The sequence below is a fragment of the Streptomyces sp. CB02923 genome, assembly GCF_001905005.1.
Lineage (GTDB): Bacteria > Actinomycetota > Actinomycetes > Streptomycetales > Streptomycetaceae > Streptomyces.
In genome coordinates this window covers 1,201,599-1,222,040 of the sequence record NZ_LWKZ01000023.1, presented here as the reverse complement: position 1 = coordinate 1,222,040, position 20,442 = coordinate 1,201,599, and the positions used below count along the sequence as shown (strand labels likewise).

General features: G+C 69.8%; 16 protein-coding genes and 1 pseudogene. 5 read left to right on the top strand and 12 right to left on the bottom strand.

Annotation, left to right across the window (positions count from 1 at the left end):
* The first annotated feature begins 115 nt into the window (after positions 1-115).
* Positions 116-1,152: pseudogene (locus tag A6A06_RS23385) on the top strand (GlxA family transcriptional regulator).
* Between the two features lie 1,034 nt (positions 1,153-2,186).
* On the opposite strand, the gene A6A06_RS23380 reads toward A6A06_RS23385, so the two are convergent.
* On the bottom strand, positions 2,187-2,837 hold the full coding sequence (locus A6A06_RS23380) for a LysE family translocator (RefSeq protein WP_073763196.1): 651 nt from the start codon (positions 2,835-2,837) through the stop codon (positions 2,187-2,189).
* Between the two features lie 1,271 nt (positions 2,838-4,108).
* Here A6A06_RS23380 and A6A06_RS23370 point away from each other — a divergent pair.
* Positions 4,109-4,660, top strand: a complete 552-nt coding sequence (locus tag A6A06_RS23370) for an SMI1/KNR4 family protein (protein WP_073763194.1) — start codon at positions 4,109-4,111, stop codon at positions 4,658-4,660.
* 248 nt (positions 4,661-4,908) lie between these two features.
* Here the strand turns inward: A6A06_RS23370 and A6A06_RS41990 are convergent, their stop codons facing one another.
* On the bottom strand, positions 4,909-5,649 hold the full coding sequence (locus tag A6A06_RS41990) for a hypothetical protein (protein ID WP_073763193.1): 741 nt from the start codon (positions 5,647-5,649) through the stop codon (positions 4,909-4,911).
* Positions 5,650-6,126: 477 nt separating this feature from the next.
* On the opposite strand from A6A06_RS41990, the gene A6A06_RS23360 reads away from it, so the two are divergent.
* On the top strand, positions 6,127-7,461 hold the full coding sequence (locus tag A6A06_RS23360; protein ID WP_073763192.1) for an NAD(P)/FAD-dependent oxidoreductase: 1,335 nt from the start codon (positions 6,127-6,129) through the stop codon (positions 7,459-7,461).
* Between the two features lie 45 nt (positions 7,462-7,506).
* Here the strand turns inward: A6A06_RS23360 and A6A06_RS23355 are convergent, their stop codons facing one another.
* Together A6A06_RS23355 and A6A06_RS23350 are read right to left on the bottom strand one after the other, a co-directional pair.
* On the bottom strand, positions 7,507-8,172 hold the full coding sequence (locus A6A06_RS23355; protein WP_073763191.1) for a DUF1345 domain-containing protein: 666 nt from the start codon (positions 8,170-8,172) through the stop codon (positions 7,507-7,509).
* A 252-nt stretch (positions 8,173-8,424) separates the two neighbouring features.
* The gene (locus tag A6A06_RS23350; RefSeq protein ID WP_073763190.1) at positions 8,425-9,255 is read right to left on the bottom strand and encodes a phytanoyl-CoA dioxygenase family protein; all 831 of its coding nucleotides are present in this window, start codon (positions 9,253-9,255) and stop codon (positions 8,425-8,427) included.
* Positions 9,256-9,391: 136 nt separating this feature from the next.
* Between A6A06_RS23350 and A6A06_RS23345 the strand changes: the two genes are divergently transcribed.
* Entirely contained in the window at positions 9,392-10,018 is a 627-nt protein-coding gene (locus A6A06_RS23345) for a TetR/AcrR family transcriptional regulator (protein WP_073763189.1), read from the top strand.
* Between the two features lie 210 nt (positions 10,019-10,228).
* Here A6A06_RS23345 and A6A06_RS41985 read toward each other — a convergent pair whose 3' ends face one another.
* The 4 genes from A6A06_RS41985 to A6A06_RS23330 all read right to left on the bottom strand — a co-directional run bounded on the left by A6A06_RS41985 (position 10,229) and on the right by A6A06_RS23330 (position 14,832).
* Positions 10,229-10,429, bottom strand: a complete 201-nt coding sequence (locus tag A6A06_RS41985) for a hypothetical protein (RefSeq protein WP_199931080.1) — start codon at positions 10,427-10,429, stop codon at positions 10,229-10,231.
* Positions 10,430-10,486: 57 nt separating this feature from the next.
* Positions 10,487-11,818: a glycerate kinase family protein gene (locus tag A6A06_RS23340; RefSeq protein ID WP_073763188.1), complete on the bottom strand. Its 1,332-nt coding sequence runs from the start codon at positions 11,816-11,818 to the stop codon at positions 10,487-10,489.
* Positions 11,819-11,886: 68 nt separating this feature from the next.
* Positions 11,887-13,401, bottom strand: coding sequence for an SLC13 family permease (locus A6A06_RS23335; RefSeq protein ID WP_073763333.1), 1,515 nt, complete (start codon positions 13,399-13,401; stop codon positions 11,887-11,889).
* Between the two features lie 630 nt (positions 13,402-14,031).
* Positions 14,032-14,832 (bottom strand): methyltransferase domain-containing protein, encoded by an 801-nt coding sequence (locus tag A6A06_RS23330; RefSeq protein WP_073763187.1) that lies wholly within the window; start codon positions 14,830-14,832, stop codon positions 14,032-14,034.
* Between the two features lie 200 nt (positions 14,833-15,032).
* On the opposite strand from A6A06_RS23330, the gene A6A06_RS23325 reads away from it, so the two are divergent.
* The gene (locus A6A06_RS23325) at positions 15,033-16,055 is read left to right on the top strand and encodes a hypothetical protein (RefSeq protein WP_073763186.1); all 1,023 of its coding nucleotides are present in this window, start codon (positions 15,033-15,035) and stop codon (positions 16,053-16,055) included.
* A 196-nt stretch (positions 16,056-16,251) separates the two neighbouring features.
* On the opposite strand, the gene A6A06_RS41980 is transcribed toward A6A06_RS23325, so the two are convergent.
* The 4 genes from A6A06_RS41980 to A6A06_RS23305 form a co-directional block, all read right to left on the bottom strand.
* Positions 16,252-16,920 (bottom strand): hypothetical protein, encoded by a 669-nt coding sequence (locus A6A06_RS41980; protein ID WP_199931078.1) that lies wholly within the window; start codon positions 16,918-16,920, stop codon positions 16,252-16,254.
* Between the two features lie 137 nt (positions 16,921-17,057).
* Positions 17,058-17,969 (bottom strand): carbon-nitrogen hydrolase family protein, encoded by a 912-nt coding sequence (locus tag A6A06_RS23315; RefSeq protein WP_242440882.1) that lies wholly within the window; start codon positions 17,967-17,969, stop codon positions 17,058-17,060.
* A gap of 143 nt (positions 17,970-18,112) precedes the next feature.
* Entirely contained in the window at positions 18,113-19,636 is a 1,524-nt protein-coding gene (locus A6A06_RS23310; RefSeq protein WP_073763184.1) for an aminopeptidase P family protein, read from the bottom strand.
* A gap of 226 nt (positions 19,637-19,862) precedes the next feature.
* Positions 19,863-20,372 (bottom strand): MaoC family dehydratase, encoded by a 510-nt coding sequence (locus A6A06_RS23305; RefSeq protein WP_073763183.1) that lies wholly within the window; start codon positions 20,370-20,372, stop codon positions 19,863-19,865.
* Positions 20,373-20,442: the final 70 nt, after the last annotated feature.

Genomic DNA, 20,442 nt, shown 5'->3' with positions numbered 1-20,442 from the left:
TCCGGGTGCGGACCGGGCGCTGCCCGGTGCCGGTGTCTGGGAACTGGCCTCAGTCTCCGCCGGTCACAGGCAGCACAGAAGTGGCCCGGGGGCCATGGTCTGCAACTATTGGGCCATGACCGTCGCGACACCGCACCATGTGGCCGTTCTCGCCCTCGCACCGGTGGTGGCCTTCGACCTCAGCATCCCGGCCCAGATGCTGGCCGGCGTCAAAACCCCCGCCGCCAGCGCGGCCTACGAGGTGCGGACCGTCACGCCGGACGGCGCCGCGGTGGCGACCGTCAACGGGTACGGCGTCACGCCCCAGGGCGATCTGTCCCTGCTGGAGCACGCCGGCACGGTGATCGTCGCAGGCACCCGCTGCCCGGACGTGGTCGACATAGGCACGCTGGACCCCCGTATCGCGCAGGCGCTGCGAGCGGCCCGCCAGCACGCCCGGCTGGTATCCCTGTGCACCGGCTCGTTCGTCCTCGCGGCCGCCGGCCTGCTGGACGGCGGCCGGGCCGCGACCCACTGGCGCTACGCACAGCAGTTCCGGCGGCTCTTTCCCGCCGTCGTCCTCGACACCGACCCGCTGTACGTCGCCGACCACGGCATCCTGACCTCGGCCGGCGGCGCCGCGGCCATCGACCTGTGCCTGCACCTGATCCGGCAAGACCACGGCAGCTCCGTGGCCAACCGGGTGGCCCGCTACAACGTCGTCGCGCCCATACGGGACGGCGGGCAGGCCCAGTACATCGAGCACCCCGTCCCGCAGGACACGGGCACCTCAACAGCCCCGGCACGGACCCTGATGACACAGCACCCAAACCGGCGGCTGTCCCTGAAGGACCTCGCCGCGCACTGCCACATGAGCGTACGGACCTTCACCAGACGCTTCCGGCAGGAAACCGGGCTCCCCCCCCCCCCGCCGCGTGGCTCACCTGCGTCCGCCTGCAGCACGCCCGCCACCTGCTGGAAGCAACCGAACTGCCCGTCGACGACATCGCCGCCGGAACCGGCCTGGGCAGCGGCACCAACCTGCGCCAGCACATGCGCGATGCCCTGAACACCACCCCCTCCGCCTACCGCAGAGCATTCCGCTCCTCCCCCGCCGCACCAGCACACGCGGCGCAGAGGCAGGTCCTGCCGGCGGCGACCGGATGCCAGTGACACCACCAGGGCCCGCACAGCCCCGAGCCGCTGCCGCCAGCGAGCAGCAAGCAGCGAGCGGCGAAGGCCGGCAGGCCGGCTCCGGCGTACCGCGGCCGGCAGAAGACTGCGGACGGCGCATCAAAGACGGCGTCGATCCCGCGTATGAAACGGCGTTGCAGGGCTGCCGGGATCACGTTGCCCTTCTTGCAGACCCGGCAGGTGCGCGGCACGGTCCCATACCGGCCGGCCGCCACGGTGAAGGCCTCGGCGGGTATGCCGTAAACCGGGCGGGCGGCCGGCGCTCAGAAGGCGGGCAGCCAGCGCTCAGGACAATGATCACGGCTGTCGCCGTGACCTCCTCCACGTCGCCGTGGAAGGTCTCGCAGACTGCCGCGTGGACGCCGCGGTCGCCGGGATCGCCGGGGCGCCGGGGCCGATGCGCACCGCTGCGGCCGTGGCCGGGGCGGCCCGCAGGAGACGGACACCAGCTCGTTGTGATTCCCAGGTACCGGGCTGCAGGCCGCGCAGGGCAGAACGGCGACGGAGCGAACGCGGCCACGCAGCGGACGGACCGAAGGAGCCCGGTCACCGGGAACGGCGCGTCCCAGCCACCGCCCCAAATCGCGGTGAGACACGGGCCGCAGGGGTCCGCCAGGCCGAGTCGCCTTCGCTCACGGCCCAGAATCCGGTCGCCGTATCAATGCGGGCAAAGAGCGCCGAAACGTTGCCTGGCCCGCGGGCCGGGCAACGCACCGGCAGGGGCGACCAGGCGGGCCTGGATGAACGGGACGAGTCCGCTCGCCCGGCGCAGGCGGTTCTCAAGGGAGCGGGCGGGCCCCGACCTGGGCGAAGATCAGGCAGGGCAGCTCCAGCACGCGTTCCGGAGTACGGCTTCACGACGCTGGGCCTGCGCACCGAAGGCCAGGGAAAGCGGCGGGAGTTGGCCGGCCGCACAGTACGGCAGTACCCACAGCCCGCATGAAGCACCGCCAGCTCACCTGCGGCGGCCACTCCCCCAACGCTCCCCCGGCGCTCCCCCGGCGCGGCCGCTGTCAGCGCAGGGCGACCGCCGCGCCCGTCCGTTCGGTGACGATCCTGACAGCGAAACCCGCCAGGGCAGTGCCCATCACATAGCGGTGCAGGCACTGCCAGAGCGGATGCCGGGCGAAGAACCCGGCGACGGAACCGGCCGTCACGATGAAGAACGCGTTGCCCGCGACCCCCACCGCGATCTGGGTCAGCCCCAGCACCACCCCCTGCAGGCCGACACGGCCACGCTCCGGATCGACGAACTGCGGCAGCAGCGAGACGTAGAGGATGGCCACCTTGGGATTGAGCAGGCAGGTCAGCAAACCCATCAGGAACAGCTTGCGGGGACCGTCCTGCACCAGCTCCCGGGGTGCAACCGAGGACCGGCCGCCCGGCCGGACCGCCTTCCAGGCCAGCCAGAGCAGATAGCCCGCACCGGCCAGCTTGACCGCCAGGTAGATCCCCGGCACCAGCGCGAAGACCGTGGCGATACCGGCGGACACCGCGAAAAGGTAGACCAAAAAACCGAGGGCGACCCCGGCCAGCGAGGTCAGCCCCGCCCGGCGGCCCTGGGCGATCGAGCGGGAGACCAGATAGACCATGTTCGGTCCCGGCGTCAGCACCATGCCCAGCTCCACCACCGCGATCCCCGCTATCGCTCCCAGCCCGACCACAGCACCCCCCTCGTACTCGCGTTCGTATAGGCGCAACCTAGCAGCCCACCCCGCTGCGGCACCCTCGCCCAAGCACCCGGCCACCGACCCGGAACACACCACCAGCCGACCTCAGCCACCATTGGGGTACGGGCCAACAGGGAGCCCAGTGCGTACCGGTAAGCCAGGGGCGCGGGCCCACGGCCCGCAGCCCGCGGCTCCACCCGATCACCATCGGCGGTGACGAGGAAGACAAGGCATAGCCGCCCCTCGACGTCATCGCCGCTCGGGGTCCTGCAGCAGGTCACCAGTCCGGCTCCCTCCCCGCCTCAGACACCGGCCTTGACCAGGGCTAACCAATCCGCTCAACCACGCAACACTACAGAAAACCCGCGCCGATCACCGCTTTCCGAAACAACCACCAAACCCACACCCCAGCACCTCTCAAAATCCCGAAACCCACGAACACCCCAGCTTCAGAGCCGCACCAAAACACAGCAAAAAACCGAAACAATCACTAGACTCACAGGTCAAGACATCGAGCACCTGGTGACCGTTAGCAGATTCGCCAGCGACACAGAGCCGGGCGGCCCCCCGACGAGAGGCCGCCCGATGATTCTCACCCCCGCACACCGAACCTTGTTACACCGGAATGCCTGACCACTTGATGGGCTTTTCCAGGACCGAATTGACGGAGGCGCAGGAAGCGTACGAGATTTTGTCGGCGGCTGCCACCTCGCCCTTCACGAACCGGCCGTTCTCACACCTGACCGCTGCGTAGAACGGAACTCCCATACACGTGACGCCCACCGTGCTGTCGTCGTGCCAGACCATCCCACAGATAACCCGCTCAGCACCCGCAGGCGCTGCGGACGCACTTCCCGCGGTAGTTGCGAGCCCCGCCCCGGCCATGACCACAGCCGTCAACGTACTGACAATCGTCCGCTTCACAAAGACCCCTCTCCACCTGGGGCATCGATGCCCCGTGAACCATTCATGTTGCTGAAGCGCAGGAAACAGAGCAATGGTGATGGTCTCGATCAAGACAATGGACGATCTTTTCGTCCGATTACCGCTTTGTCCGAGCGCCGAACGGGCGTGCAGCGGCCGCACAGCGGTCTCCTTGGCAGGACCAGCGCCCCGGGAGCCCTCCTGCCCCGACGGGCCCAGCTGACGACACGCCTCGAACCGGTGCCAGGTATGGGCGGTGACCCGGCCAAGGCTGCGGTCGCGGTCGCGTAACGAGAGGGCGCGGTGGGCCGGGGTGCCGACGTCATCGCTAGGGTCGCCGGATGGGGAACTGGGACGAGGACGTCGTCCGCGCACAGATTCGGGAGATGGCCGCACGGGACCCGGAGCGGGAGCGTTTCGGGGCGCGTACGCATCGGTACGCGCTGGCGCCACGGCTGGCGGGGACGGAGATCCGGGCGTTCGAGGAATCCCACGGCATCGCACTGCCGTCGGAGTACCGGTCCTTCGTTGCGGGGGTGGGCGACGGCCCGGCCGGGCCCGGACACGGCCTGATGCCGTTGACCGTATCCCGCCCGGAGGCCGACGAGGAGTGGGCCGCGGACGACGAATGGGAGGAAGACCGGCTGCCGGGCCGGCTCGCCGAACCCTTCCCGCTCACCGCACCCCTGCCCGGCCGGATCGGGGCACCGGTCGATGTACTGACCCGGGGCACCCTCATGCTGGCCGAACAGGGCTGCGGCATCTTCACCCGGCTCGTGCTGAACGGCCCGCACGCAGGCGAGATCTGGCAGATCGATCCGGACTGGGGCGGCTTCGTACCGGTGAGCCCCGGATTTCGCGCCTGGTACACCGATTGGCTGGCAAGCCCCTGAGCGCACGTCACGCCAGCCGGACCAACCCGCTGTCCCCTGACGCAGGCGGGACCGCGAGTGAGCGATCCAGACCGCTCAGTTTGGACGGCACATGCTCAAGGTTCGATGGGGCAGGGCACCGACAGTCATGTGTCAAACGGCCTTTCGGGCGTGCGCTTGCAGACAGCGGTGCCCACCAGGGTGAAAGCGCCAAAGCATCAGCCATGATCGTGGTGTTGGCTGGAGGATTCGCGGGTCGCCGTGCGCGCTCAGGCCGAGTACTGGCCGCGTCCCGGACGTTGCAAAAGCCCTGCCCTGACCGCGCGTTCCAGGGTATTGCGCAGCGATTCGCGCTGGCCGACGGTGTCCTGCCGCCCCAGCGCGGTGTTGATTTCGGCCGGACGCATCGCCGCTCCGTGCTCCTGCAGGACGGTGAGGGCTGAGCTCAGGAGCGGCGAAGCCGCCTTCGTGCGCGCGCCAGTTGCCGGGACAGCCTCGCGCGAATCGGCGGACGTCTCCTTCTTGGCTGCCGACTTGGTTGCCCTTGGCTTCTTCGACGCTGCCCTGGCTTTGCCCGTGGTCGGCTTCTTGCCGGCAGGAGTGGTCCGGTGCGTCTTCCCGGCGGCCTTGGCTCGCGTACGGGGCCTGGGCACCGTAGCGACGGCTTCGGCGGCTTCGGCGGCTTCGGCGGCTTCGGCGGCTTCGGCGGCTTCGGCGGTCAAAGCAAGTGCCTCAGACTCCGCCTGCGACTCTTCCCCGGGCGTTTCGCTGACCGGCTCCTGCTCCGGCTCCGGCTGCTCCTCGTGCAGCAATACCGAGGCGGGTTCGGACGGGGCGGCGCCGGTCAGAACCCGCAGGTGCTGGAGGGCCTGCCGCGCCGATGACAGATGCTGTTCGACCTCCTGGAGCTCCTGGCGCAAGGTCTCTTCACGTGCGGACAGCTCCGGCAACTGGCGTTCGAGATCATGGATGGCCTGCTGCAGAGCGGACGTTTCGACGGCAGGAGTCACCTGATGTCCTTTGGTCGTTGCCTGACAGTGATCCAGCCACCGTACGCGCCTTCCGGAACGTTGGGGTCCTTCTGCGCATACCGCGTTCCGACGGCGACCACCGCCTCGCCTCCGACCGCTATCGCACGCGACTGCACTCCTACGTCAAGCAGAACTAGCAGCTCGCGCTCGGCCCCGGCTGCAGGTTGCCCCCAGACAGCCGCACAACCCCTCAGCCAGGCCGACGCCCCCTGCACAGTCCGTACGGCACCGCGCCCGCCATCCTGCCCCGGCATGCAGGTCCCGCTGACCTGACAACGTGCCGCCCAGCCCCGCCCCCAAGCCGCCCGGCGCAGGCAGAGGGAAGGCTGGACGACCTCTGGGCAGGCAGTCCCGGCGACAGCGGGCCCGATTTCACGTAACGCATGTTGTGTAAATTCGTATGGCTCGATACGGTGCCGCCATCCGCTGTGCTCAGAACGGGAAGCCGGGATCAACATGTACGACGTGGCAGCGAGTGGGGTCGGCTTTGCCGGTGTGGCCTACTCGGCGTTCAGTGGGTGGGCCGGTCGGCCCAGTGATTTCGCGCCGATGCTGGAAGGGGAGATCACGTGTGACATCGCCGTTGTCGGGGGCGGTTACGCCGGCATGGCGGCGGCGCTGCGGCTGGCCGAGCGTGGTGCCGATGTCGTCCTGCTGGAGTCCGGGTTCTGCGGATGGGGCGGCAGCTCGCGCAACGCCGGGTATCTGTCGAACGCGCTGGCAGGTGATCCGCAGATGCTGAACACGCTGTACGCGCGACGGCTGCCGGGGCTGGTCCGTTACGCGGACCGGGCAGCCCGTTTCACCGAGGAGCTGATCGGACGGCTCGCCATCGACTGTGACTACGAGCCGACGGGCAACGTCATCGCCGCCGTCTCCCCCGGACAACTCCGGCGCACCGAACGGAACGCCGAGATTCTCCGAGGCGCCGGGGCGGACGTCGAGTTCGTCGAAGGCCGCGACTTCGGCCTGCCGGAGAGCTTCCTCGGCGGCGTCTTCGAGCGGGCCGGTGGGCTGCTGAACCCCGGGGCGTTCGCGCTGGGTCTGCGCGACGCGCTCCTCGCATCGGGCGTACGGACGTACGAACGGACCGCCGTGCGCGCGATCGAACCCCATGCCGCGGGAGCCGTCGTCAACGTCACCGGAGGCCGCGTCCGCGCCGAGCGTGTGGTCCTGGCCACCAATGCCTACTCCCGCGACCTCGCGATCACCCCGAGGTGGATGGTCACGCCGGTCTGGACCAGCTTGGTCGAGACCGAACCGGTGGCGCCCGAACGCCTGGCGGCGACCGGCTGGACGAGGCCCACCGGCATCATCACCCCGCACACGATCCTGGAGAACTACCGGCCCACGCCACGCGGCACGATCATGTTCGGAACCCGCCGACTGCGGACGGCACGAGGAGCGCTGGGCGCCCGCGAGCCGGACGACGCGGTCGTGGCGGACCTCGTCCGCGGCTTCCATGAACGGTTCCCGTCGCTCAGCGACATCGCACCGCAACGCGCCTGGGGCGGGTGGATCGCGATGACGTCGTCGCTGCTGCCGGTCGCAGGAGAGGCAGCGAAGAACGTCTTCTACGCCATCGGCTGCAACGGCCACGGCCTCGCTCAGTCCCCGTATCTCGGAACGCTGGTCGCTGACCGGCTGGCCGGCGACCGGATGCACGAAGACCTCGCCACCGTATGGCGTACGCGGCCGCGCTTCGCTCCGCCCGTCCTCAGCGCGCCGACGCTGCACGCCGCCTGGACGATCGACCGTATCTCGGACCGCTTGAACCGCCGCAGGACCTGAAGGCCGGTCACGCCCCGCGCCTTTCCCGGCATTCCCGCCGGAGTGCTAGCGGCGGCCCAAAGCGGATACCAAACTCGCGACCGTGACGGTGTTGAAGACGAAGGCAATGACCGTGTTCGCCGCCACCGTCCGCCGCATGTCCCGTGAGGTCACGTTGACGTCGGTGGTGCCGAATGTCGTCATCGCCGCCAAGGCGAAGTAGACGTAGTCGGCCCAGGCCGGGGAATCCTCTCCGGGGAAGTCGAGTGCCCGCTCGTTCTCCACGAGATTGTCGGCCTGGAAGGTCACGGCGAAGGCTACGACCACGCAGATCCAGGCGACGACGACCAGAGTGAGAGCCACCAGCGTGCGCGGGAAGACGGAAAAGGTGGTGCTGAGGTGGCCGGGTAGCCACAACACCGCCACCACCAGCGCGGCAGCCGCAATGAAAAGCGACGCACCGGGCCCGGGTGCGGTTCCGAGGACATAGCGCTGCATGAACGTACCGCGGGCCTCGCGATGCGCCCAGGAGCGGACCTGCTCCGGAGCAACGCTCAAAAAGGCGGTCAAGGTGATCGTGAGGTAAGGGAGCAGATAGGCGTAGAGGACGAGTACGCCAACATCTGCTGACGAAATCCGCGCCACGCTGTCGTTGGGGAGGACCACTGCCGCGCACGCCGCAATGGCCAGGCTTACCGTCGATCGGCGCCGTTCGGAAAGCCAGCGATGCACGGACGGGCCTCTCTGGACGGTCGCCGCGTTACGGGGCAGTTGCGACGGGGCGGTACTGAGACGGGGCGGTACTGAAGGGAAAGGTCCCGAATGATGTTATGAGGGCTCCGACCGCTGGGCGGCGGCATTCAGGGCGTGTCTTGGTTGTGATCCATGGTGGGTTTGAGTACCGGACGGCAGAGCCTTGAGGTGGTCCACGTGCTATCGCCAAGAATGAGAGGTCAGGGCGTGAGGCCTCATCGCGGGGCCTGGTCAGACGATCTGACGGAAGACGGGCGAGCGGAACGGGTCGCCCGCATTCAGCTTCGCCATCTCCTCGACGAAGAGGACTCCGTTGCGGGCGAAGTGTTCGTTCTCCTCCGGAAGGGGGCGGAACGCTGCGTCGTCACCGAAAAAGCGCAGAACCAGCGTATGGCGGTCCGGGCATGAGGCGTCGACGTGCGCGCCACCGTGCAGCGCGCGGGGGTGAAGAGCGACGACGTCGCCGGGCTCGGTCGCCCAGGAGAGCACCTCGTAGGCGTCGGGGTCGCGCGCGAGTTCGGCGTCGATGTGCGGCAGGCGCGGCAGGGCACCGCCGCCGTGGAGCGGCTCGGTCGGGTCGTCGGGGTTCGCGAAGGTGGTTCCGTCGTACTGGGTGCCGTGGTGGGAACCGCGGATGATCTCCAACGAGTTCGCTTTCGGGAGCGCTTGGAAGCTGATCCAGGCATTGGCCCAGTGCTCGCCGCCCCATGGCAGGTACGCGGTGTCCTGGTGCCAGGCCGTGCGGCCGCCTCGTCCGCCGGCCTTGAGGAAGATCTCCTCGGCGAAGTACCAGACGTGCCGCGAGCCCCACAGGTCGGCGAACAGCTCGCCGAGCGGCAGCGACGACACCAGAGCGTCCAGCCGGGGCTTGGCGAGCGGGTTGGCGTTGTCGACGTGGGACTGCTGCCCGGTCCCGTTGAACATCCGGGTCGCGTTGGGGCCGGGGTGCCCGACGGCCCAGTGGAACGCCTCACGGCACCGTGCCAGCTGCGGTTGGCCGAGGCAGCCCTCAAGGAGGACGGCGCCGTCGTTGCGGAATGCGTGCCTCACTGACTCCTGCATGGGTGTTCCTCCCGTAGGCCAGGTGGTGGCAGCACCGTAACGAGATCCAGTTTTTTACACAACACTTGTTACGTTAATTGTGTGGCAGAATCGCCGGGTGTCCGACAACCCGACCCGACGAGCGAACAGCACCGGCATGAGCGAGCCAACCGTGCGGCGTGGCCGCCCGACGGGCGACCGCGAAGCGAAGCGGGCCGAGCTGCTGAAGGCGGCGGCCTCGGTGATCGCGCAGGAGGGCTACGCCAACACCTCTCTGCGCAAGGTGGCCCAACGCGCGGGGTACACGACCGGGGCGGTGACGTACTACTTCGCGAACAAGGAGGAGCTGGTCACCGCGTTGGCCGAGAGCCGGTTCGACAGCTTCGACGCCACGCTCGCGACCGGCCGGACCCAGCCCGACATCAGGGCGATCCTGGAGCGGTGGCTGTTGCGGACCGCCGACGATCCCGAGTTCTGGCCCGTGATGTCCCAGCTGCTCGCCCACGCACGGTACGAACCGGCGTTCGCCGCCGTCATCGAGCAGCGTTACGCCCGCCACCGCGACGGGCTCGCCTCGCTCCTCACCGCCGGGCAGGCGCAGGGGGCCGTCCGTGACGACATCCCTGCCGACCTGCTCGCCGACCAGCTCGCCGCCATCGGTGACGGCTGGATGATGATGTTCCCCATCGAACCGGAAAGGTTCACGCCGCGCCGGATCCAGGCACTCCTCGACGCCGCCATCACCTTGATCGCCCCGCCTTCGGGCGCGGGCCGAGAGCGGTAAGACGGTAAGGCCGTAAGACGGTAAAGCCGTAAGTCGGTAAGGCGGTAGCAGCCGCTGAAATCCGGTAGCCCGGTCCCGAGGGCTCTTCCCATGATCGGTGCATGGCGACTTTCGCGCCGAGCGTGCTTGCGTACTACACCCAGGGCAAGAAGGTACTGGACAGGTACTGGAGATGGGACACCTGCCGGCCGGAGGGCCGTTCACGGAGGCCTACCTCCACGATCCCGCGGACATCGCCGACGAGTTCACCGAGCCGGGCTCGACGACGCCGTGCCGCACGGGCTGGAAGGTACCGCCTGGCTGATGGGCGGCATCGAGGCGTATCTCGATGATCCAGAGCGACGGCAGTGTGTCCTCGACGCGCTGCGAGCCGTGGAGACCGTCCCTTCGCTCCTGGGGGCCAGTGGGCATATCCTCACCACCGCTCGTGCCTGACGGGCCGAGGACCGAAGTGACGGTCCGGCCCGGTTACGACCGTCGTTGCCCCGGGCGCCCTCTTCTGCGACATCGCCGTGCCCGGAGGCGTCTTCGTCCTTGAACTCGGTTCGCCGCTGCGGCGCGCGGCGCCGGACCGGGCGCCGGTGCGGCAGCGGCAGTCGGAAGCGGTGCGGCAGTCGGAAGCGGTGCGGCAGCGGAAGGCGGCTGTTCGCTGAGGCGGGTGCCGACCAGGACCATGCGCAGGGCCTGTTCGGCGGCGTCGGCCAGCAGTGCGGCGGCGCCGTCCATGGCCTCGCGCCGGGACATGGGGCGGCAGAGGATGCAGGCGTAGGCGTCGATCCCGGCCGGGCGGGTCTCCGCGGCGCCGCGGCCGATGATGCCGGCCAGCGCGATGACCTGTTTTCCCTGCTGTTTGGCGCGACGGGCGACCTCGGCCGGGACCTTGCCGTGCGGCGTCTGGTGGTCCAGTGCTCCTTCCGCGGTGATGACCAGGTCGGCCGCGGCCAGTTGCGTGTCGAGTTCCGTGTAGCCCGGGAGGGCATCGAAGCGGGGCAGCAGCCGGGCGCCGAGGGCGGCGGCCAGGCCCGCGCCGAGACCGCCGGACGCCCCGCCGCCCCGTGTATGCCGTACGTCTGTATCGCAGTGGCGTTCCAGCAGCGCGGCCCAGTGGTCCATGGCCGAGGCCAGTTCTTCCACCTGGGCGTCCGAGGCGCCCTTCTGCGGCCCGAAAATCCGGGCGACGCCGCGCTCGCCGGTCAGGAGGTTGTACGGATTGCAGGCGACGAGAATCTCCGTGGCCGCCAGGCGGACGTCCAGACCGTCGAGTTCCAGGGTCGTGGCGCGGAGCAGGCCGCAGCCGCCCGCCGGAACCCGTCGGCCGTCGGTGTCGAGCACGCGGGCGCCCAGCGCCGTCAGTGCGCCCGCGCCGCCGTCGCAGGTTCCCGAATCGCCGCAGCCCACCACGATCCGTTCGCACCGCTGATCGAGGGCGGCACGGATCAGCTCTCCGACCCCGTAGGTGGTGGTACGGCCGGGATCACGGGCGTCGCCGGGGACGAGTGCCAGTCCGGCCGCCGCGGCCATTTCCACGACTGCGGTCCGTGGGCCGGCTCCGCCCAGGACAGCGAAGTGCGAGGAGACCGCGTCCCCGGTGGGCCCGGTGACCGCCACCGGCACCAGTCGTCCGCCGCTGGCGGCGGCCAGCGTACGGGCGGTGCCCTCGCCGCCGTCGACGAGGTTGACGGCGGTGACGCAGGCATCGGGCAGCACGCGCTGGATCCCGTCGCTGATCGCCGCGCCGACCGCCTCGACGCACAGGCACTCCTTGAAGCCACTGGGAGCGACCAGAACTCGCAAGGACATGAGTCTGCTCCGATTCCTCGGCGGCGGCCCGGACGTGACCGCCATGTCGTACACGCGTCAGGGTGTGCTCAGCGCAGCGGCAGGCCCAGCCAGGGCCAGAGGGCCAGGGCGCATCCGACGGTCACGGCGGCCGTGACGGGGCCGAGCCAGGCCGACAGGCGCAGCAGGTCCCGCTCGTCGAAGACCGCGGTGCCGCCGCTCTGGGCGAACAGGGCGAGGGGTTTGGCCGACGCGATGGAGGTGTGGCAGAACCCGGCGGCGGCGGTCGAGGCGAAGGCCAGTGCGGCGGGTTGCAGGCCCGCGGTCGAGGCCAGCGGGATGACCAGCGGCACCAGCACGGACGATCGCGCCGAACGTGACTGGAGCACCAGATGGGAGGCGACGCTGACCACGACGACGGCCAGCAGGACCACGATCGGGCCCGCTGCGGCGGGGAAGACCAGGGAGGTGAGCCAGCGCGCCGCTCCCGAGGAGGCCAGCGCGCCGCCCAGCACGATCGTGGTCACCATGAACAGCAGCAAGGACCACGGCACCGCGTCGAGGGCGGCCGACATGCCGATGGTGCCCCATTTGGGCGCGGTGATCAGGACCGCTCCGCCCAGTGCCGTGATGGCGGGCGGGATGCCGTGCAGGGACTCGGTGCACCACAGGGCCATGACCACGAGGAGCACCGCACCGGCCCGTATCTCGTCGCGTGTGAGCCGCCCGGAGTGTCCGGGCTGGTGCACCTCCTGCCCACCCCCCGCCGCGGTTCCGTCATGCGTACGGGTCAAAGGGTCGTGCGTCGGTGTCGAGGGGGCTTGCGTACGCGTCAAAGGTTCTTGCCTACGCGTCAAGGGTTCTTGCGTACGTGGCAAGGGGGCGCGGCGCTCGTCCCGGTCGGTCATCGTCCGCAGCAGGCCCTCGGTGGCCAGGTGGGAGCAGATGAGGGCGAACGGGAGCCCCAGCATCAGCCAGCGCAGGTAGCCGATGCCGTCGCCCGTCGTGCCGGCCAGGAGTTGGTCGGTGATGAGGTGGGCTCCCGCACCGGTGAGGGTGGCCATGGCGGAGAGCAGCACCACGGCGGGGAACAACAGGGACAGGGCGCGTACAACCGTGACGCGTTCCGGCACCGAGGCGGCCAGTGCCGCGAAGACGGGAAGCACCAGGGCCGCCCGGCCCGCGGTGGCCGGAAGGGCGAAGGCCGTCAGGACCAGGGCCCCCGTCACCAGGTGGAACAGTTGCCGCACCGTACGGGCGCGAGCGCACAGGGCCAGGGCCGCCCGGGCCGGCAGGCCCGTCGCGCCGATGCCCGCCGCCAGGACGAAGGCCGCGACCAGCAACCACACCGTCTCGTTCCCCAGCCCGGCGAACAGCCGCTCCGGCGCCACGACCTTGGCGACGACGAGTACCAGTACGGCGATCAGGCCGACGAAGGTGGCGTCACCGTGGCCCGACACCCATGCCAGGGTGGCTCCGGCGAACACCGTCAGCGCGATGGCCCCTTGCGCGGGCGGGCCCACACCCGACCAGATGAAGCCGAGCGCGGCGGCCACCGCCAGCAGGACGCCTGCCCAGACGATGGCTGACCACTGCTCGAACAGCTGGGACAAGGCTGTGGTGGCCCTGCCCGTGGCTCTGCCGACAACCCTGCCGGTAGTCCTGCCGGTAGCCGTGGCCGATCGCAGCAGCAGGCTGCATATGCGCCGGTACAGATGTTGCGGGGTGGGTCTTTCCGGTCGGTCCCGGTGTGCCACCGGGCGGTGGTCCGGGCCGGTCATGGCAGGCGGGGAGCGGAGCCGGAGGGCCGGTCCCCCGCGGAGGTGATGCCGGGCTGCCGGTCCGGCCCGGCAGCGCGAAGCCCTGCTCGTACGCCGTGAAGCCCCGCGCGTACACCGTGAAGCCCTGCGCGTACGCCGTGAAGGAGACCGGTGCGGTTCCGGCGACCGGCACCGCCGTGGGAACGGCTCCTACCGGCAGTGTCCATCTGGCCTCCAACGAGAACCGGTGCCGGAGATCCGACAATCACCACATCGGTGATGATGAACAACCGTTCCCGCTCCGGCGCCCGACGCCTCCATGGTTCACCCCACCGCCACGCCGCAATTCCCGGCGAGGCCGGCGAGGCGGCCTGCGGCCAACCGGGGGAAGGGTCGGCCGCGCCCCTTCCGGGCCATGGGCGAGGGGCAGGCGGCAAGGGGCAGGCAGCAGGGCGTCACTCTCGTCCCGCCTCCTCAGCGTTTCCGCCCCCACGCCGAGATCATGGGGGACGTCGCCAGGTCCAGGCCGCCTGCTGCGATGTTGCCGAGGTGGATGTCGATCTCCTCCCGCGTCGCGTGGCCCTTGGCCACCAGTCGGTCGCGGACCTGCTGCACCGTGGCCCGCTCCAGGGCCGCACAGGCCGAGCCTGACAGGGGGAAGTACGCATCCGCCTGGACGTCGGTCAGGCCCGCCTCGCGCAGCAGGCGCGGAAGGCGACGGCCGTAGGCCAGGTCCGCGCCACGCTCGGCGAGGAGCTTGCGGAAGCCGTGGCGGAGCTTGTTGGCCAGGCGCTGTTCGGGACCGGATTCGTCGGGGCAGATCAGAGGCTGGAGCGCCGGGTCGGCGTCCTCCAGCAGGAGCCACCCGCCGGGGCGCAGGGCGCTCGTCATCATCCGCAGGGCGCGCTCGCGGTCGGCGACGTGGACGAGGACCAGGCGGGCGTGCACGAGGTCGAAGGGGCCGTGCGGGGGCTCGTCGGCGGCTACGTCATGGCGGCGGATTTCGACCTGCGGCGCGGCCGCGGCGGCGGTCCACGACGTGTCGATGTCGGTCGCCAGAACGTACCCGGTGGAGCCGACGCGCTCGGCGAGGCCCCGGACCACCGAGGGGCCGCCGGCACCCACTTCCCAGCAGCGCCAGCCCGGTGCGATGCCGAGGTCGTCGAGGTGGCGGAAGGTGGAGGGGTCGAAGAGGGTCGCGAGGGCGTCGAAGCGCTCGCCTGCCTCGGACTGCTCGTTGGTCAGGAGGTAGCCGTCTTCGGCGCGCTCGGTCATGCCCCGATCATGCCTCGGCATGGCACGCGCAGAATCGGAGCGGGAGGAGCCCGCGGCCACGTCGCCAGGGCCGCGCACGCCGGGGCCGGGCACGCCAGGGCCGGGCACGCCAGGGCCGGGCACGTCCCGAGAACCGTTCCCCGTCCGGCAGGCGTCCTCTCCGGGAACGGACCCCGAACGTAGAGAAGGCTCATCCCCGTATGCCCGCACAGCACGACCGCACAGCGCCACCGACGAGCGGGAGTCCGCAACGCGGCTTCACCGTCACGACATTCGCCGTCCTGCGGCAGCACCGGGGCGCGCTGGCAGGTGCGACGCTACGTCTCGTCGGCCTGTCCGGACTGATCGGGCTGCTGATGACCGCCGCGATCTTCGCGCTCGTGTGGCCCGTCTTCATCCATATGCGGAATGAACGCATCCGGTACCACCAGCTTGAGGACCCCTACCTGCACGACCCCACCGGCCTGACACTGGTCGCCCTCTGCACGCTGCCGCTCTTCCTGCTCCTCCTCGGCACCGGCAGCGCAGCCCTCCAGGCTGTGTGCTCGCGGGCGGCCGCCGAGGGGCCTCACGAGCCCTCGCACGGAGGCTGGTCACGTGCCGTGGCCTCCGCGCGGCTGCGACCGATACTCGCCGTGTACGCGCTGCGCAGCCTGGTCGTATGGCCCCTGCCGCTGCTCGTCGCAGTCATGGCGCACAGCCTCACCGGCTACCAGCTCGACACCCCGGAACCTCTGGAACGCGGGTCGTGGCCCTACACGCTCGTCGCGGCCTCCCCCGCGGTCGCCGTATGCGCCGCCGTACTGCTGCGCCTCGCCCTCACCCTCGCCCCGGCCGCCGCGGCCGACGGCCTCGGCGCCCGCGCGGCCCTGCGCCGTTCCTGGTCGCTGACGTGGTCGCGTGCCGGAGCGGCCCCCGTCCTCGGCCTCGCGCTGCTGCCGGCCGCGCTCACCGCCGGGATGATCCGGCTGGTGGTCCAGCTCGCCCTGCCGCTGCGGCCCCTCCTACGGACCCTTCTCGAACAGGCCACGGGTAACTTCTTCGCCGCGTATTACGCCGGCATCCTCGCCCCCGTCATCGTCGGCATCCTGGTCTCCGCGGCCGTGGTCCTCCCCGTCACGTGCACGGCCTTCGCGGTCCTGCACGACCGGCTGCGGTCGCCCGCCTCCCCTCCACGAGGTGCCGGGGAGGGGAGGCGTCAGGCGGTGGAGTCGTCCGTCTGAGAAGACTGACGGGTTGGACTTGAAGACTGACGGGTCGGACTTGCGGGGCCGGTCCGGGCGCAGACGAGGTCAAGCGCGCCGGGCGCGGCGGATCAGCAGAATCACGGTGAAATACAGTGCGGTGACGACTGCCCAGGCCGCCAGGAACTGGAGCGCGAGGCGTTTGTGCCCTCGCACCCCGGAGTCACCCCACGCCTCAGCTACTGCTCTTCGGCCGGAGCGTCTGATGACCGACATCCAAGTCGAAGTCGCCGACGTACCACTTCCCGTCGACCTTGTCGGTTTCCACCTTGGCCGTGAAGGACTTCGGGTCCACTCCGTGCGAGCGGGACAGCATGATGGCCCGCAGGGGCTTTCCGTTGACGGAGATCTTGGCCGTCGGGACTACTGCTTTGTCGGCCTCGGGAGTGGGCGCGTCGACCTTCACCGTCGGTTTGCCGGAGGCGTTCTCCGGCGAGAATGCCTTGCTCATGGACTTCAGTCCGAGGGCCATCTTCTGCGTCGCCGCCGCGTTGCACTTCTGGGGGTTGGCGGCCTTCGGGGCCGTGTCGCTGCCCGGCACCGTGGACAGCAGACACGCTCGCTTCGCGTCCTTTTCGATAACCGCACTGACCCAGGCGCCGACCGTGGAGGACACGGTGGACTGGTCGCCCGCCTGCGCGCTGGAACCGTCGCCCGGCGCGTCGCCGGAATGGCCCGATGCGCTGCCCGCGGGGGCTGGGCTGCTGCTGTGCGAGGCGGAAGAGGAGGAAGGAGAGGAGGAGGGCGAGCTGCCCGAGCACGCCGCCATGAGCGGCGTCGCCGTCAGCAACGTGGCCGCGGCGGCCCAGCCCATGACCCTCTTGCCGGACTCTGGTCGTGCCATGACTTTCTGCTCCTTACGCGTACGGGTCTTCCCCCCCGACCGTTACCCCCGGGTCGTTATCTGTCGGTGATGACGACGAATAACGAGAGCCGAACGGTTGCACGAAACGCTACAACGTCGCCTTGCTCCCTCTCTGGTCAGAATTCCGTGCGTGTGTCGCTTCTGCCGTCGCCCACGACAACGTGGCTGTCGTACAGGCCGCCGCGTGCCGTGCGACGCCATGGACGGGCAAGACGGCGGGCCGTGTCGATGTCGGGATCCTGTGTGTCCAGGTCGATGTCGGCGACCGCGAGGCCAGGCCGACTGTCGCCGGGACAGCTCGCGAGCCGCCGTCCGCCGGGCGCAATGATCATGGAGGGGGCGGTACCCCCGAACTGAGCGGGTACCGAATAGCCCACCCAATAGTTGTACAAAGTCGCATACGCACGCGCGACCACCGCGCGTTCAGCATCGTCGACCATCACGGACACCAGGAGACAGTCCACACCCAGCGACTCGTATTCGTGGAAGACCTCGGGGAAGTTGACCTCGATGCACAGCGCGGTGCCGAACCGGATGCCGTCGACCTCGAAAGTCAGGGGTGCCACACCGGGGGTGTACATGTACGAGACCTCGGTGTGCGACAGGTACCGCTTGTCATAGCGACAGACAAGCGTGCCCCGGTCCGAGACGACATACAGGCTGTTGTGCGGCCGGTGCGGCGGCGTCAAGGGATGCGGTGACCCGAACGCGGCCCACAGGCCCAGTTCACCGGCCAATTCGGCAATGGACTCCGCTTCGGCGCGTACGACGTCCCAAGGGACCCGGCTCCAGTCCGCAGCGGCGAGCGTCCCGCCCGGACCGGAAGACAGCACGTGTTTGCCGGGATAGGTGATCGCCCCCTCCGGGAACTGCACCAGCCTTGCACCGGCATCACTGGCCGCGCGCATCAGCGTCCGTATCTGCCGGCCACTCGCCCGCAGGTTCTCCGGGTTTGTGGGATCTTCCGGGACCGTGCTCTGCGCGACCGCCAGCCGCAGTCTCCGTCCCCGCCTCCGTCTCATGTCCATCGGGGCACGATAGGGCACGCGGGCCGCTACGCAATTTCTATCGGCCGATGGCCACGGCGCCACCGAAGAATCGACATGCCGAAAAGCCACGCTGCCGCAGCGAAGCGCCGTTCGGTGCTTCGCTGCGGCCATATGCGCAAGTTCTACTGCACGTCGCCCCGGTCCCCCGCGGCGCCTGACACGCGCGCTATCCACTCCTCCACTTCGTGGGAACTGCGCGGCATCGCGGCGGACAGGTTTTCGTAACCGTCCTCGGTCACCAGCACGTCGTCCTCGATGCGTACGCCGATGCCGCGGAACTCCTCCGGTGCCAGCAGGTCGTCCGCCTTGAAGTACAGGCCCGGTTCGACCGTGAGGATCATGCCGGGCTTCAGCTCGGCGTCCATGTAGTCCTTGCGCAGCAGCAGTTGGCAGTCGTGTACGTCCATGCCCAAGTGGTGGGAGGTGCCGTGGACCATCCAGCGGCGGTGCCAGCCGCCGTGCTCCGGGGCGAGGGTCTGTTCGAGGGTGACGCCTTCGGGCAGCAGGCCCCACTCGTGCAGGCGGCGTGCGACAACCTCGTTCGCTGCGGCGTGGATGTCGCTGAACTTGTTGCCGGGCTTCACCGCCGCCAGGCCGGCCTGCTGGGCCTCGTACACCGCGTCGTACACCTTGCGCTGTACGTCGGTGAAGCGGCCGGTCACCGGGAGGGTGCGGGTGATGTCGGCGGTGAACAGGGAGTCGATCTCGATCCCGGCGTCGATCAGGATCAGGTCGCCGTCGCGGACCTCGCCGGTGTTCTTCGTCCAGTGGATGGTGTTGGCGTGGTCGCCGGAGGCGCAGATCGACTCGTATCCGATGCCGTTGCCCGCGTGCCGGGCGTACAGGCCGAAGATTCCCTCGACCCACCGCTCACCGCGCCCCTTGCGCACGGCTTCCGGCAGGGTGGCGATGATCGCCTCGAACCCCTCGTGGGTGGCGGCGATGGCCTTGCGCATCTCGCCGACCTCCCACTCGTCCTTGACGATCCGCAACCCGGACAGGTGACGGGCCAGTTCCTCGTCGGCCTCCTGCTGCTGTGGTCCGGACAGGGACGTTCCTGCCTGGGCGCGGGTGGTGTCGACGAGCTCGGCGAGCTGCGGGTCGGCGGCCCGGACCACGCGCAGCCGGGCGGCGGCGTCGTCCTTGGCCAGGTCGGCGGCGAGCGAGTCGATGTGGCGGGCGGTGAGGCCGAGTTGCGACTCGATGTCCGCGATGGTCGGGCGGTAGCCGACCCAGAACTCCCCGTACCGGGAGTCCGTGTAGAACTCCTCGGTGTCCCGCGGGGCCGGCGGGCGGAAGTACAGGACGGCGTGGTGGCCGCCCTCGGGGCGGGGGTCCAGGACCAGGGCGCTGTCGGGGTCGGCGTGTGCGCCCATCCCGGACAGGTGGGCGAAGGCGGTGTGCGGCCGGAAGGTGTGGTCGGTGTCGTTGCTGCGGACCTTCAGGCCGCCGCCGGGGATGACGAGCCGCTCGCCGGGGAACTGCCGGGACACGGCCTCCCGTCGGCGGGCCGCGTGGTCGGCGACCTCGGCACGGGGCGTGGGCGAACGGTCGTCGGTTGCCCATCCGGAGGCCATGAACTCGCGGAACTCGGTGCTGGTGGGGGTGTCGCGGTGGCCGGCCTTGGGCTGATTCTCGCTCGTCATGCCGGACATCTTGTCAGAACGACCGACCATTCGGACCCCTATCGATCAAACTGGCGAACACGCGGAATCGGCGTGGCGCAACAGCCGTCGGAAACGGCGGTCGCGCCTCCGGATCACGGTTCTCCGGCGTACCGGATCGTGGATTTCCGGCGCACCGGACCATCGGTCTCCGGCACACCGGATCATGGGTTCCGGCACTCCGGACCACGTACTCCGGCACACCGGATCACGGGTTCTCCAGCGCACCGGCCCCCTCGCGGCAGCGGACCATGAAGGCCCGCTCGAAGACGATGACGGTCTCTCCCGTCGACTTCGTTCCCGTCGTCTCCACCGTGATGATCCCCTGCCCCGGCCGGGACCGGGACAGCCGCTTGCCGAGGATCCGGCTCGTCGCGTAGAGGGTGTCGCCGACGAAGACGGGTTCCTTCAGACGGACCCGGTCCCAGCCCAGGTTGGCCACCGCCCGCGCCGACAGCGCCTGTACGGTCATCCCGCCGACCAGGCACAGCGTGATACCGCTGTTGACCAGGACTTTCCCGTACTCGGCGCCGGCGCCGTAGTGCTGGTCGAAGTGGAGCGGGTGCTGGTTCATCGTCAGCAGGGTCAGCCAGGTGTTGTCGGCCTCGGAGAGGGTGCGGCCCGGCCAGTGCCGGATCTCCATGCCGGGTTCGAAGTCCTCGTAGTCCCCGCCGTGTTCCTCGACGTACTCGTTGTCCTTGACGTGGCGCAGGGTCATGCGGTGTCACTCCGGTGATGTCGCTGAAGGGGGTCGGCGCGGGCGGCACGCCGGGGCGGAGAAGCGGGCG